The sequence below is a fragment of the Francisella sp. AG1 genome, assembly GCF_057683165.1.
Genome location: NZ_CM173135.1, coordinates 575,618 through 590,251, shown reverse-complemented (window position 1 = coordinate 590,251; position 14,634 = coordinate 575,618). Strand labels below are relative to the sequence as shown.

Genomic DNA, 14,634 nt, shown 5'->3' with positions numbered 1-14,634 from the left:
CTTACAAAAAATAGATTCTCACTCTGGTCAAATAAAAATGAGATGCATGATTTAATTCATTTTCTCTACTACTTGCACTGATTATAGCTGTTATAACTTTATCATCGATATTATATAATGGCTGGAAACAATTATATTTCATATACCCGACTTTTGTTCTATTGTCTGTAAAAGGAGTCAAGCACCTATTTGATTCCTTTAAACAAAAATTTAAAATTGGAGAACTATATAGTTAATCTGATAATATTGTGCTAAAGACGTGAGTAATAGCATCAGATAAATTATCAAAAGAATTATTTACTTTTCTTAAAATTCTTTTAAAATTGGCCCAAATTTTTTCTATAGGATTTAAATCAGGAGAATAAGCAGGAAGGTATAGTATCTGTATATCAAACTTCTCTGCTATTTTAGCCAATTTAGGAGATTTATGAAAACTAGCATTATCCATAACAACAGTAGTCTTTGGAATTAACTCAGGACATAAATGCTCTTCAAACCACTGATTAAAAATTTGAGTATCTGTATATCCAGTATACTCTAGCGGTGCTATAATCTTCTTTTCTAAATAGTTATAACCAGCAACTATACTTTTTCTCTGAGTTTGATAAGCAATAACTTCACCATAGCTAGGTTTACCAACAAGAGACCATCCTCTTAGTACAGACTGTTTATTATCCATACCCATTTCATCTAAATATACAAGTTTGTTAGGTTCAATAGTCTCAACAACCTCTATAAAACTTTGCCTATCTTGTTCTTTTCTTTGCTTATATTTAGGTGTCTTTTTTTAAAACTAAAACCAAGTCTGGTAAGACAATCATAAAATGTGCTTCTAGGTATTTCAGGAGCTAATGCTTCTCTAATATCTAAAGCCATTGCATCTGGATATGTTCTTAAGTAGCTTTCTATCGCTTCCTTATCTGTAAAGGTTGCTACTCTACCGCAACCCAAGCCTTGCTTAGATTTATAATCACCAGTTGTCTCGTATAAGTTTATCCAAGATCTAGTAGTACGGATATCTATATTAAAAAAATTACTTAGCTCTTTGTCTGTTAGGCCTTCTTTATATTTAGTTATTACGATATCTCTGAAATCTTGGCTATATGATGACATTTTTTCTAAATATTATAACATTATTGTCAAATAACTATCGGATTAACTATATTAATCTGTTCCTTCTCAGGGAATGCATACTGGATAATATCCTCATATCCATTATCAAATGTGTACTTCAATATTCTAGCTGGCAACCATTGAAAAAATAAGCGAGATGATGGTTACTAGGGTTTATCGAGAATCACTGCACTAAAATATATATAGAACATGATAATAGCTCAAAAGTTTCTGTTGGACTTTCTGGATTCTGGATAATTAACATATATCTACACTTATATTACCCATCTCAACAAAAAAACTTATAATAAATTATAGTAAAGCATTTTAAAAAATAGATATAACAATACTTAAACAATATAAATTAATTCATCAAATAAAGATTCATAATGAAATCATTGCAGGAATATTTAAAATAAAGAACAATCATAAATCTAAATAATTTATATCCTCAACAAAATAATTATTACAGTTTATTAAAGTTTTTTATCCTGATATTCTTTATATTAAAGAAAGGTAATTATTCAATAAAATAAATATGTCTTATTCAAATATAAAGAAATTAATTATAATTTGTATAATTAGCTTATTAGTCGTGTGGGTGTTATACCCCTTTGTCTATGCTATACTTTTTGCTGGGTTACTTGCGATCATACTTATACCTATTCAACAAAAACTTGAGAAATATATAGGCAAACATAAAAGCAGCTTTCTTATAGCTGTAACCATATTGCTTTGTGTATTTATTCCACTGTTTTTAATAATAACATATGCGATTCATGAGATAATCATGTATGTACAAAATTCTGATTCATTAGTCCAACCTTTTAATCAATTAGGTGATTATTTAAGTAAAATTCCATATATTGGCAGTCAGCTTCAAGAACGCTTAAATGATTTCATAATAGCTATCCAAAAAGATAAACAAAAAATTATTGCCAACCTTGGTGAACTTGCTCCAACTATCAGATATGTAGGTTCAACCTCAATCAGCCTTATAACAAATTTTTTGATCGCTCTTTTACTTTTATATCAATTCTTAGTAAGTAGCACAACTCTTGAAAACTTTTTTAAGAAAGTAGTACTTAATGAATTTAATGATAGGGATAATTTTATTGCTACAGCTATAAAGACAACACGCAGAGTTAGTTTAGCAATACTTTCAACTGCCTTTCTCGTAGGTATAATAATGGGAGTAACCTATGCTATAGTTGGCTTATCAAGCCCTGTCTTATTTGCATTCATATCAGCTATTGCTTCTATGATTCCTTTTTTAGTAACTGTAGTATATCTTGCTATAGGGTTTAGTGTATTTGTATTATTTGGTACAAGCAAAGCAATAACCATACTAGCTATTGGGGTAACTTTAAATATATTTACTGATAATTTTATGCAACCAAAAATCATCAACAAGGAGGTTAAGCTTAGTTTTGCTGCATCATTGCTTGGTATCATGGGTGGAATACAAGCATTTGGTTTTATAGGTATATTTTTAGGGCCTGTACTATTTAATGTAGCTTATGTTGGTTTGGAAAAATTAATGAATAATCAGAAAGAGTTTTTATAACTTATTTAGTATTTTATTAGCTTATGCAACTGGTAAATTATCGAACTTAGGAGCATTTTTTAATGAATCTTCCCACTCTGCTTGTGATGCTAAAAAAATATGTGCTGTTGGCTGTATAGTTATTTTATCATCTAAGCTTCCAGCTGGGACAACTGTCAAATTAAATTCTGGTTGTTCAAAAGGTAGTGCTGAACCACAAGAACTGCAAAAACTTTTCATATGATTACTTGATGGTATTTTATAAGTATTAACTAACTCCTTGCCAGAATTCCAGTTTAGCTTCGCACTTGAAGAAAACAAATTAGCACCATGGACAGAACCTGTGTCTTTACGACAATGGTTACAATGACATAGAAAAAAATTGTCAAAATCACCGTCTACTTTAAACTGTACAGAACCACAAAGACATGAACCTTTATATGGCATATTTTCTCTCTTAATTATTAGGCTTAATTTTAATTAGAAAGAATATTCTATATAACAGTTTATAAAATAGCAACTATAATCTATAAAGAATGTTAGTCTAGGAGCAATATAAATCTCTATTTTAAATCCAACAACTCATCAGTAATAGATTTATAAACCTCAAATGCTAAATTGATAATGACTTATAAAAAAAGTTTGGATAGAATGAATTTTACCGTTTTTTTATTTTAAATCATAAAATGAAATCTCTAACACACCCCAAAGGACTCAAATTTCTATTTTTCGCAGAAATGTGGGAACGCTTTAGTTTCTATGGATTATCAACGATCTTGATCCTATATATAGTTAATCTTGGGTCTGTAATCGCAACCTTTGTTGTTGGTTTTGTTGGTGAGAAAATTGGCTGGCATTATGGCTTTAGTTTAGCTGCTTTTGGCATGGCTCTGGGATTAATATCTTTTGAACTGGGTAAAAAGCATTTACCTAAAAGCTGTGATGAACCTAATTTTGAGATTATGAAAAAGAATCTATTCTTAGGAATAAATGTTTGGTATGCCATAATTTTGTTTGTAATAATATCTGCATGTGTTTTTGCTTATTTAATAGCTCATCCAACAGAATCAATGGTAATAATCTCACTATCTGGAATAGTTCTATTAGTCTATTTAATCTCTCTGTGGAAGTCTCTTGAAAAATCTCAAAAAACTAATATCGCGATTTTATTAATACTTTCAATATTTATGTTGTTCTATTGGTCACTAAGTAACCAAACTTCTATTAGCATACCTTTATTTATAAAGAGCAATATTGATCTACATATTTTAGGTTTTGATATGCCAGTGACTACACTCATGGCAACACAACTAACATTACTGGTAATCATAAACCCTTTCTTTGGTGTTTTATGGCAAAAATTAAGTCAATATAAAAAAGAGCCCTCAGATGAGCTTAAGTTTGTTTTTAGTTTAGTATTTTTGGCACTATGCTTTTTATTCTTGAGTATAGCAGGATCAATAGCTGCACATGCTGGACATGCTAATGTAATATGGTTATTACTCTGCTATCTAATACTGGTATTTGGTGAGTTGTGTATCTCACCTGTTGGTTTAGCGCTAGTTACTCGACTTGCTCCAGAACATCTAAAATCTACAATGATGGGTGTATGGTGGACAATCAGTGCTTATGCAGGCTTTTTTGGTGGAGTTATTAGTTCAAAGATTGCTGTTACAAAAAACACACCCGCTAGTAGTTTTGCTTCGGGATACTTTAAGCTTTTTATTGCAGCAATTATTATGGCTCTTATATTGCTTACATTAACTCCAATATTAAAGAAACTTACTAAACTTAGGGTATAAAAATGATTCTAATTGCGAATGATGAAGGTCGTGGTGGCGTACCAGAAGCTTTTAAACGACTCAAAAATAAAGAAAATGGTTTAAGAGCTATTATAGAGGGAATCAAACTTGTAGAAAATGATACGACTATCAAAACAGTAGGTAGAGGCTCTTGGCCTGATATTTTAGGTAATGTGACACTCGATGCCTCTGTAATGGATGGCGATGATCTACGCACAGGCTCGATTGGAGCATTAAAAGGCTATGCTAATGCTGTAGAAGTGGCTTACGAGGTTATGCAAAAATTACATCACGAGATACTAGTTGGTGATGGAGCTGATAGATTTGCAAATGAGATAAATGCTACAAAAATAGACAATCTTCTACCTGAGATAAAAAAAGTTTGGCAAGACCATCTAGATAAACATCTAACTATTGAGCAAGAAAAAGATTTTCCAAATATCCCTCTTATTGAACTAAGTAAATTTGCTGTTGACCCTGAAAAGATATTTGACACTACAGTTTATCTCTCAAAAGATACTAACAATACAGTATCATCAGCTACTAGTACTTCTGGTTGGGGTTGGCGCTACCCTGGTAGGCTAGGAGATAGTCCGATAATCGGAGCTGGCTCGTATGCTGACTCTCGTTATGGTGCTTGTGCTTGTACTCATACTGGCGAGATGGCAATTCGTTGTGGTACGGCTCGCTCTGTGGTTTTATATATAAAAATGGGAATGTCTGTAAAAGAAGCAGTACTTGAAGCCGCTAAAGATTTACGCCATCTAAAAACTGGATATTTAGATGAGCTAACTATTCACGCTATTGATAATAATGACAACTACTTTGTGGCAAGCTTTAAAGGTAGTGAGCCTGTTTATTACTGGGTCTGGACTGATGATATGGATAAGCCTTTTAAGAAGCAAGCTGAGTTGATAGTATAATTTAAACTAACTTTAACTCTTGTAAAGCAACTATTTTATCTTGATTATGTTTCAGTAGTCGAATCTGCTTAAACCCAAATTTGTCATGGAATGATAATGATGGCTCATTAGGGGGTTTTATATCAATTTCTGCAAAAATACTCTCTAATGAATTTTCAATAGCCCAACTTAAAACATATTTATATAATTTTGATGCAACTCCCATGCCTCTGAATTCATCAGAAACGACAACTCTATCTATATATAAGAATTTGTTATAATTATCATTAAACCATTTATAGTTTATACTTTCATATTCAACATTATCTATAAAAGCTAGTAAAAATCCCGCTATTTTATTTTGACTCTCGATAACAATAGATACTGCTGATATTTTAATTAATCTAAGTAATTTATTCATATTCATTGGACTTAGCACACTTACTGATTTTTCATTTAATTCAAGAATGCTATCAATATCCTTATCATCTATATTTCTAATAACCATATTTACAACTACCTTTATATATTCTTTATTTTTTAACTAATTCAAAATATTTTTAGCATTTTTTATTTACAAGCTCTCTAATAGGTCTTCTTTTTAAAACACATCACAAATCATATTCTTCACCACTTGGAGTTAAGTGAATATAATTTATGCACGAGTATGTACTGTGCCATAAATCAAATTTACGATCTAAATCAAAAAATAAGCCCAATTGATATTATAATAACTTTCAAGTTTCCACATTAAAGATATTTAAGTTAAAACTTTCATTTTCTATAGATCTATAATCCTTTATAGTATCAATTACTATTCCTCCTGCCCTTTTTATTACATTAATACCTACTACATTTTTATCAAGGCAACAGATTTTTATTGTTTTAATATTTTTATCCCTTAAATATTCTTTGATTGAAATTATTGCTTTAGATACAATCCCAAAACCTTGGGCTGATTTAGCCAACCAATAACCAATTTCAGCTTCAGATTTATGATAACAAATATATTTGATATTAAATATTCCAACAATTTGATTGTTCAATATAATCTTATAACATTCAGAATTTTCTGCTATTTTATGTATTCTCTTAGATATATATCTTTCTGCAGAATTTATACATATAACATCATCAACCCAATCTAAGTAATAGAGTGCTTCCCTATTCTCATTAACTAATTCTAATATCTTTCTAGAATCACTAATCAATAATCTTTCAAGAGAAATATTATCTGTAACTTTAATCACCCAATCACCTTATATCCAAACCAATCAGGTTTTAAATCATACTCTTCACCACTTGGAGTTAGATGAATATATTTACCATCTACTGAACTAATCTCAAGACAATTATCAACCTCCATAAGATTATCTTTATGCTGATGTATAGATTTTGTTAGTAAACTATTTTTTGCCTTTTCTTTAGCTTCATTTTTATCACTAGCTACAAATAATGCAAACTCGTGTAGCTCATTGAGCTTAGACTCATCATAGCCACCAAGATTTACAAAATATAGCTTTTTACCAGAGTTTTGAGGTTTATCTTCTAGTGATATCTTATATCCATCTGCACCCTTTAGAGCTTTATAGCTATCAAGATGCAAGCCCTTGACTGTACCAAACCAATTTTGTCTAAGTTGCTGATAAGTATCTTCAATAGTATCTCCAACTACAAACTGTATATCGTGTAACTCAATATTTGCTTTTGGTGCACTACCGCCTAAATAAACTATAAATAATTGATTCATACACTTTTCCTTTATTTTATCTGTTAAGTATTATGCTGCTTAGGATTTAGTTTTGCAGTAAGAATATGGTCTTGCCATTTTCCAGATATTTTAAGGTATGAGCGTGCATAACCCTCTTTCTCAAAACCCAATTTCATCAACAACTTTTCACTACGTATATTTGATGGAATATAATTAGCCATAATCCTATGAAGTTTTAATTCTTCAAATACATATAAAATTGCTCTTTCTAATATTTCTAACATTAGACCTTTCCCTTGATATTTTTCTGCTATAGAATACCCTAAATTGCAGGCTTGAAATACTCCGTATAAAATATTAGTAAAGTTACAAACTCCTATTATTTCACTTCTTTCTTTATTTAATGCTACAAATTTCAAAGCTGTCTTATTATTGTAATAATTCTGATTTTGCTGAATTATCTTAATAAAATGTTCTAAGGTGTAAAAATCATCGTCTCGAACTGGCTCCCAAGGATCAAGGTGCTCTTTATTGTTAATATAATAATCCAACAGTAATTTAGCATCTTTGATACTTAATATTTTAATAATTGTTCTATCAGTAATAAGTTTCATGGTGATATTTTAAAATCTAGAATCTTTAATATAAAATAACAATATATAATATAGTTAATCCGATAGTTATTTGACAATAATGTTATAATATTTAGAAAAAATGTCATCATATAGCCAAGATTTCAGAGATATCGTAATAACTAAATATAAAGAAGGCCTAACAGACAAAGAGCTAAGTAATTTTTTTAATATAGATATCCGTACTACTAGATCTTGGATAAACTTATACGAGACAACTGGTGATTATAAATCTAAGCAAGGCTTGGGTTGCGGTAGAGTAGCAACCTTTACAGATAAGGAAGCGATAGAAAGCTACTTAAGAACATATCCAGATGCAATGGCTTTAGATATTAGAGAAGCATTAGCTCCTGAAATACCTAGAAGCACATTTTATGATTGTCTTACCAGACTTGGTTTTAGTTTTAAAAAAAGACACCTAAATATAAGCAAAGAAAAGAACAAGATAGGCAAAGTTTTATAGAGGTTGTTGAGACTATTGAACCTAACAAACTTGTATATTTAGATGAAATGGGTATGGATAATAAACAGTCTGTACTAAGAGGATGGTCTCTTGTTGGTAAACCTAGCTATGGTGAAGTTATTGCTTATCAAACTCAGAGAAAAAGTATAGTTGCTGGTTATAACTATTTAGAAAAGAAGATTATAGCACCGCTAGAGTATACTGGATATACAGATACTCAAATTTTTAATCAGTGGTTTGAAGAGCATTTATGTCCTGAGTTAATTCCAAAGACTACTGTTGTTATGGATAATGCTAGTTTTCATAAGTCTCCTAAATTGGCTAAAATAGCAGAGAAGTTTGATATACAGATACTATACCTTCCTGCTTATTCTCCTGATTTAAATCCTATAGAAAAAATTTGGGCCAATTTTAAAAGAATTTTAAGAAAAGTAAATAATTCTTTTGATAATTTATCTGATGCTATTACTCACGTCTTTAGCACAATATTATCAGATTAACTATATTATTATAAAGATTTATTCTATTCACAATATGGTTAAACTCGAAATATGCGTTGATAACTATCAATCTATTATAAACGCCCAACAGTCAGGGGCAGATAGACTTGAGCTCTGCTCTGCTTTAGGAGTAGAAGGCCTAACTCCATCTCCTAGTTTAGTTAAATTTGCCAAAACTAATTTCGATGGTTCACTGCAAGCAATGATTCGCCATCGTGCTGGTGATTTTTACTATGATGAAACAGACCAGCAAATTATGCTTAATGATTTAAAATCAATGCTTAAATTAGATATAGATGGGATTGTAATTGGTGCTTTAACAAAAAAAATAAAATTGATAAAGAATTTCTAGAACCCTTTATTAAAATCACAAAACAAGCCAATAAAGAACTCTCTTTTCATAGAGCTATTGATTTAACAAGCGATATACACATAAGTACAGAAGAGGTAATTAAACTTGGATTTGATAGAATTTTAACATCAGGAATGGCTGCAAACGTAATTCAAGGATTACAAACTATAAAATTCATGCAACAAAAATTTGGGAACCAAATCCAAATAATGCCTGGTGGTGGAATCAATTCAGGGAATGTAAAAGAGATTTTAGATACTACTAAAGTAACAAATATTCACTGCTCAGCTTCTGACAAAATCCTACGTGATAACTCATCAACAATATTTCCAGTCTCAGCATTAGAAATTAAGATTAGTCAAATTAAAGAAATCTCCAAGATTAAATCAAATTTAAGCTATTAGATTTTTATTACTTTGCAGTCTATATTTTAAAGTGAATACTAACACTATTCCAAGTGCTGATATTATTGCTCCTGAAATAATACTACTAGAATATGATAATCCATAGGTCATTGGCAAACCTCCAGCAAAAGCACCTATTGCATTAGCAATATTAAACCCTGCAATACTAAGTATAGACCCTAGCATTTCAGCTCCTTTAAATACATTAATAAGTAGAGTCTGAACTGCTGGTACTAAAGCAAATGAGAAGAAGCCGATACTAAAACTTAAAACTATTGATAATATCTTATATTGAGCAAATATATACATAAGTATTAAAGCTACAACCAAACCGAATAAAGTAACTAAGGTTGCATTTGTAGAGCCTACTTTATCAGTTAATTTACCACCATATAAGTTACCAAAAAACATTCCTAAGCCTGCTAAAAATAATATATACGGAACGCTACTCTCAGAAAGATGTGTAACATTGGTTACTAATGGTGCAATGTAACTATACCATGCAAACAATCCTGCAAAACCTAATGATACAACACCTAAAGCTAACCAACTATCAGCTCTCATTAATACTGACATACTACTTTGATTAGTATCATCAGCTTCACTCTCTTCTTGAGAATCTAAATGTGGGATAAATATCAATACCGTAATTACAGTCAAAAGCCCTGCTAAACCAACCATTACAAACGCTACTTGCCACCCTACTATATATGCTATAGAAGTAGCTACTGGAACACCTATTAAATTAGTAATTGTTAGCCCTGCAAACATTAAAGCTATAGCTTGAGACTCTTTACCTGGATCAGCAATTCTCATTGCAACAATTGATCCCACGCCAAAAAATGCTCCATGAGGTAAACCAGATAGAAACCTTGTAAGCATCAAAAACTCATAATTAGTAGCAAATATCGATAAGCCATTAAACAATGCTAGCATTATACTTATAGCTATTAGCAAAGTTTTAGGGCTATATTTTGATGAAAAAAATATCAATAGTGGTGCTCCTGCTATTACACCTATTGCATATATACTTATCAAATGACCCGCTTGAGGAATGCTAATATTAAAGTAATTAGCCACTTGAGGCAAAATGCCCATCATCACAAATTCTGTCATACCTATAGTAAGGCCACCTAACATTAATGGTATTATTCCTTTTTTCATTTCTTTGTTCCTGTAGATTCCATAAATTTAAGTACATTATACTTTTAATTTTTTTAATGATAATATATAAAATAATTAAATAACTTTTTAGAAAAACTAAAAGATGAAAATGTTATATGAACTACGATTATTTGTTGCTACTATCAACTATGGAAGTTTATCTGCCGCTGGCCGAGAATTTTATCTTTCCCCTGCCAGTATTAGTAACAAAATTAATGCCTTAGAAGAGCATTATCAAACTAAGCTATTAGCTAGAACTACAAGAAAAATACAACCTACAAACGCTGGTGAAAAATTATATAAGAACGCTATCAAATTATTAGAACAGCTAGATAACCTACAAGAAGAAATTCAAAACGATGAAAGTTCAGCTGAAGGAAGTATTAAAATTACGATTCCTTTTGACCTTGGCCAACAGATAATTTTGCCAATCCTTGATAAATTTAAAGAAAAAAATCCTAATATTGAGTATGATATTTTTATAACTGATGATGTAGTTTCATATAATCAGTTTCCTTTTGATATAGCTGTCAGATATGGAAATTTACCTGACAGTAACTTTATTGCCAAACACCTAGCAAAAAACTATAGGATGCTATGTGCTAGTCCAGAATATTTAAAAAAAATAAATATTACAGATGTTAACGATATAAATATTTTAGAAAAATGTCAGTTTATTACTTTAAAAATAAATTCTGCAACTATTAAGAAATGGTACCTAGTAAAAGATAACTATACAAAACATGAAATTAAACTAAATCCTTCATACATAGTTAACAATGGGTATATTATCCGTAAAATGTGCCTAAATAGTTATGGCATAATTGAAAAATCATATTGGGATGCTAAACAAGATTTAGACTCAGGAAGACTTGTTCGTATACTTCCAAAATATAAAGTTATCCTTAATCCAAACGACAAAATTGAAAATATGGTTAGCCTTTTATATCCAACCAAACAGTTTCAACCTCATAGAGTTAGAATTCTTAGTGAATTTTTAACAAAAAGCTTCTCATCTTTATAAAATAAAAGTTCTACACTTTGTTAGTACTCTCATCTTCGCTATAATTAGCGTATTAATTTTTTATAACTATAAACAATGGTTAAAAATATATTTTTTGATTTAGATGGTACCTTGGTTAATACTATCAGCGACCTAACTGTATCAATAAATGCTATGCGTAAATATTTTAAGTTAGAACCAATATCAGAGATTGTTTTAGCTAATATTATTGGCAAGGGGTATCCTACTACAGTTAGAAAGGTACTAGCTCTAGATTTCACCAATAAAAAATATATTGAATCTATAGCTGATAAAGGAGTTGAAATAGTTACCCAAACTTACAAATCTCTAAAGAGCATAAATAGCTCCGTATATCCATATGTCTTTGAAATACTAAATTTTTTAAAAAAAAGAGGTATTAAAATGGCTATAGTAACAAACAAACACAAAAATGATGCTATACAGTCTCTAACTCATTTAGGCCTTATTGATTATTTTGAAATAATAGTTGGTGGAGATACTACACCATATTACAAACCAAATTCAGAGCCTCTAATTTATGCTATGAAACAGTTAACTGCCAAGCCTAATGAAAGCTTAATGGTTGGTGACTCTATTAATGATTTCATATGTGCAACAAATGCTAACGTAAAGACTATAATGGTTAGTTATGGCTATCATAATGATATTGATCTTAAATCTTTAGACAGTTTTGCTTATATAGATAGTTTTTATGCCCTCAAAAAATTTATATAAAACGATATATTGTAAAAATAATTCCAAACATTTAAAGCTTGCTTTTGAAATTTAACTTAATCTATCACTATGCTATAATCTCGCCTATTATCTATTTAAATTTTTTACAATGACAACTCATCATAAACTAATTATTTTAGGCTCAGGCCCTGCTGGATACTCTGCAGCAATATATGCAGCTCGTGCAAACTTAAATCCTATAATTATTACAGGAATGCAACCAGGTGGTCAACTTACAACTACTACCGATGTCGACAACTGGCCAGGCGAACCTGATGGTATTATGGGCCCAGAGTTAATGGAAAAGCTACAAAAACAAGCTGAGAGATTTGATACACAAATAGCATATGACACTATCAATTCTGTAGATCTAAAAAACAAACCCTTCAAACTAATTGGAGAACTTGAAGAATATAGCTGTGATGCTTTAATTATCTCTACTGGAGCTACTGCCAAATACTTAGGCTTAGAATCAGAGGAAAAATTTATGGGAAAAGGTGTATCTGCTTGTGCCACATGCGATGGTTTTTTCTATAAAAATCAAGATGTCGCAGTAGTTGGAGGCGGCAATACTGCTGTTGAAGAAGCATTATTTTTATCAAATATCGCTAAATCTGTCACACTAATCCATCGTAGAGATACTCTTAGATCTGAAAAAATACTTATTGATAAACTAATGGAAAAAGCTGAAAATGGTAATATCAAACTACTTTGGGATACAACTCTAGAGGAAGTTTGTGGTACAGATATGGGCGTAGATTCACTTAAAATAAAAAACCTAAAAACTAATAAACAAAGTTCTCTAGAAGTAGCTGGTGTGTTTATTGCTATTGGCCATACGCCAAACACAAATATTTTTGATGGCCAACTTGAGATGGAGAACGGCTATATTAAGGTAAAATCAGGACTAACAGGCGATGCTACAAAAACTAATATTGAAGGCGTATATGCTGCAGGTGATGTAGCAGACCATGTTTACAAACAAGCAGTAACATCTGCAGGTACCGGCTGTATGGCTGCCTTAGATGCTGAAAAATATTTAGATGGCTTAGATTAAAAAAATATCAATGCTAATCAACTCTTATCTAAAATTTTTAAACCCTTAATCACTGGCCACAAAGTACATAGCGCAAGTACTGTTAACATATAAAACCATCTATTACTAGGTAATGGGTGTATATAATCAATCACAAAAAATAAGATATATACAAGCATCAAAACCAAACCTGATAAGCCGTATGCAACACCTTGGATTTTACCCTGTAAATTTATTGGGGTGTTTTTCTGAGCTATAGTAACTATGATCACCCATGATGAAATAAATATACCAGCTATTAAATATAGTTAATCCGATAGTTATTTGACAATAATGTTATAATATTTAGAAAAAATGTCATCATATAGCCAAGATTTCAGAGATATCGTAATAACTAAATATAAAGAAGGCCTAACAGACAAAGAGCTAAGTAATTTTTTTAATATAGATATCCGTACTACTAGATCTTGGATAAACTTATACGAGACAACTGGTGATTATAAATCTAAGCAAGGCTTGGGTTGCGGTAGAGTAGCAACCTTTACAGATAAGGAAGCGATAGAAAGCTACTTAAGAACATATCCAGATGCAATGGCTTTAGATATTAGAGAAGCATTAGCTCCTGAAATACCTAGAAGCACATTTTATGATTGTCTTACCAGACTTGGTTTTAGTTTTAAAAAAAGACACCTAAATATAAGCAAAGAAAAGAACAAGATAGGCAAAGTTTTATAGAGGTTGTTGAGACTATTGAACCTAACAAACTTGTATATTTAGATGAAATGGGTATGGATAATAAACAGTCTGTACTAAGAGGATGGTCTCTTGTTGGTAAACCTAGCTATGGTGAAGTTATTGCTTATCAAACTCAGAGAAAAAGTATAGTTGCTGGTTATAACTATTTAGAAAAGAAGATTATAGCACCGCTAGAGTATACTGGATATACAGATACTCAAATTTTTAATCAGTGGTTTGAAGAGCATTTATGTCCTGAGTTAATTCCAAAGACTACTGTTGTTATGGATAATGCTAGTTTTCATAAGTCTCCTAAATTGGCTAAAATAGCAGAGAAGTTTGATATACAGATACTATACCTTCCTGCTTATTCTCCTGATTTAAATCCTATAGAAAAAATTTGGGCCAATTTTAAAAGAATTTTAAGAAAAGTAAATAATTCTTTTGATAATTTATCTGATGCTATTACTCACGTCTTTAGCACAATATTATCAGATTAACTATATATGCCATTT

General features: G+C 30.7%; 15 protein-coding genes and 2 pseudogenes. 9 read left to right on the top strand and 8 right to left on the bottom strand.

Annotated features, from left to right (window positions below):
- Positions 1 to 232 precede the first annotated feature (232 nt).
- Positions 233 to 1,113, bottom strand: a protein-coding gene (locus ACR0PV_RS02935; protein ID WP_488172194.1) for an IS630 family transposase whose coding sequence is annotated in 2 segments (ribosomal slippage) — positions 233 to 789 and positions 789 to 1,113 — 882 coding nt in all. Because the reading frame shifts where the segments join, the coding sequence is not laid out codon by codon here.
- A gap of 538 nt (positions 1,114 to 1,651) precedes the next feature.
- Here ACR0PV_RS02935 and ACR0PV_RS02930 point away from each other — a divergent pair.
- Entirely contained in the window at positions 1,652 to 2,680 is a 1,029-nt protein-coding gene (locus ACR0PV_RS02930) for an AI-2E family transporter (RefSeq protein WP_488173512.1), read from the top strand.
- Between the two features lie 21 nt (positions 2,681 to 2,701).
- Here ACR0PV_RS02930 and ACR0PV_RS02925 read toward each other — a convergent pair whose 3' ends face one another.
- Positions 2,702 to 3,106, bottom strand: a complete 405-nt coding sequence (locus ACR0PV_RS02925; RefSeq protein WP_488173511.1) for a GFA family protein — start codon at positions 3,104 to 3,106, stop codon at positions 2,702 to 2,704.
- A gap of 239 nt (positions 3,107 to 3,345) precedes the next feature.
- Between ACR0PV_RS02925 and ACR0PV_RS02920 the strand changes: the two genes are divergently transcribed.
- Together ACR0PV_RS02920 and ACR0PV_RS02915 are read left to right on the top strand one after the other, a co-directional pair.
- Positions 3,346 to 4,461 carry an oligopeptide:H+ symporter gene (locus tag ACR0PV_RS02920; protein WP_488173510.1) on the top strand — a complete coding sequence of 372 codons (1,116 nt, stop codon included), beginning with the start codon at positions 3,346 to 3,348 and terminating at the stop codon, positions 4,459 to 4,461.
- Positions 4,462 to 4,463: 2 nt separating this feature from the next.
- Positions 4,464 to 5,384, top strand: coding sequence for a glycosylasparaginase (locus ACR0PV_RS02915; protein ID WP_488173509.1), 921 nt, complete (start codon positions 4,464 to 4,466; stop codon positions 5,382 to 5,384).
- Between the two features lies 1 nt (position 5,385).
- On the opposite strand, the gene ACR0PV_RS02910 is transcribed toward ACR0PV_RS02915, so the two are convergent.
- The 4 genes from ACR0PV_RS02910 to rimJ all read right to left on the bottom strand — a co-directional run bounded on the left by ACR0PV_RS02910 (position 5,386) and on the right by rimJ (position 7,688).
- Positions 5,386 to 5,871: a GNAT family N-acetyltransferase gene (locus ACR0PV_RS02910; protein WP_488173508.1), complete on the bottom strand. Its 486-nt coding sequence runs from the start codon at positions 5,869 to 5,871 to the stop codon at positions 5,386 to 5,388.
- Positions 5,872 to 6,100: 229 nt separating this feature from the next.
- Complete coding sequence (locus tag ACR0PV_RS02905) at positions 6,101 to 6,613, bottom strand: GNAT family N-acetyltransferase (protein WP_488173507.1); 513 nt, start codon at positions 6,611 to 6,613, stop codon at positions 6,101 to 6,103.
- Entirely contained in the window at positions 6,610 to 7,113 is a 504-nt protein-coding gene (locus ACR0PV_RS02900; RefSeq protein ID WP_488173506.1) for a DUF1543 domain-containing protein, read from the bottom strand. Before ACR0PV_RS02900 ends, ACR0PV_RS02905 begins: the two co-directional genes overlap by 4 nt.
- 23 nt (positions 7,114 to 7,136) lie before the next feature.
- Positions 7,137 to 7,688 carry a ribosomal protein S5-alanine N-acetyltransferase gene (rimJ, locus tag ACR0PV_RS02895; RefSeq protein ID WP_488173505.1) on the bottom strand — a complete coding sequence of 184 codons (552 nt, stop codon included), beginning with the start codon at positions 7,686 to 7,688 and terminating at the stop codon, positions 7,137 to 7,139.
- 100 nt (positions 7,689 to 7,788) lie between these two features.
- On the opposite strand from rimJ, the gene ACR0PV_RS02890 reads away from it, so the two are divergent.
- Positions 7,789 to 8,669, top strand: a protein-coding gene (locus tag ACR0PV_RS02890) for an IS630 family transposase (protein ID WP_488172194.1) whose coding sequence is annotated in 2 segments (ribosomal slippage) — positions 7,789 to 8,113 and positions 8,113 to 8,669 — 882 coding nt in all. Because the reading frame shifts where the segments join, the coding sequence is not laid out codon by codon here.
- 34 nt (positions 8,670 to 8,703) lie between these two features.
- A pseudogene (locus tag ACR0PV_RS02885) lies at positions 8,704 to 9,425 on the top strand (copper homeostasis protein CutC).
- Here ACR0PV_RS02885 and ACR0PV_RS02880 read toward each other — a convergent pair.
- Positions 9,414 to 10,589 (bottom strand): MFS transporter, encoded by a 1,176-nt coding sequence (locus ACR0PV_RS02880; RefSeq protein ID WP_488173504.1) that lies wholly within the window; start codon positions 10,587 to 10,589, stop codon positions 9,414 to 9,416. The pseudogene ACR0PV_RS02885 and the gene ACR0PV_RS02880 overlap by 12 nt on opposite strands.
- A gap of 103 nt (positions 10,590 to 10,692) precedes the next feature.
- Here ACR0PV_RS02880 and ACR0PV_RS02875 point away from each other — a divergent pair, with 103 nt between their 5' ends.
- From ACR0PV_RS02875 to trxB, 3 genes are all read left to right on the top strand, one after another.
- Positions 10,693 to 11,613: a LysR family transcriptional regulator gene (locus ACR0PV_RS02875; RefSeq protein ID WP_488173503.1), complete on the top strand. Its 921-nt coding sequence runs from the start codon at positions 10,693 to 10,695 to the stop codon at positions 11,611 to 11,613.
- 75 nt (positions 11,614 to 11,688) lie between these two features.
- The gene (locus ACR0PV_RS02870) at positions 11,689 to 12,348 is read left to right on the top strand and encodes an HAD-IA family hydrolase (protein WP_488173502.1); all 660 of its coding nucleotides are present in this window, start codon (positions 11,689 to 11,691) and stop codon (positions 12,346 to 12,348) included.
- 109 nt (positions 12,349 to 12,457) lie between these two features.
- On the top strand, positions 12,458 to 13,405 hold the full coding sequence (gene trxB, locus ACR0PV_RS02865) for a thioredoxin-disulfide reductase (RefSeq protein ID WP_488173501.1): 948 nt from the start codon (positions 12,458 to 12,460) through the stop codon (positions 13,403 to 13,405).
- A gap of 17 nt (positions 13,406 to 13,422) precedes the next feature.
- Here trxB and ACR0PV_RS02860 read toward each other — a convergent pair.
- A pseudogene (locus ACR0PV_RS02860) lies at positions 13,423 to 13,689 on the bottom strand (MFS transporter); the annotation flags it as partial.
- 49 nt (positions 13,690 to 13,738) lie between these two features.
- On the opposite strand from ACR0PV_RS02860, the gene ACR0PV_RS02855 reads away from it, so the two are divergent.
- Positions 13,739 to 14,619 (top strand): IS630 family transposase gene (locus ACR0PV_RS02855; protein ID WP_488172194.1). Its coding sequence is split into 2 segments (ribosomal slippage): positions 13,739 to 14,063 and positions 14,063 to 14,619, totalling 882 coding nucleotides; the frame shifts between segments, so codons are not numbered across the junction.
- The last annotated feature ends 15 nt before the right edge of the window (positions 14,620 to 14,634 follow it).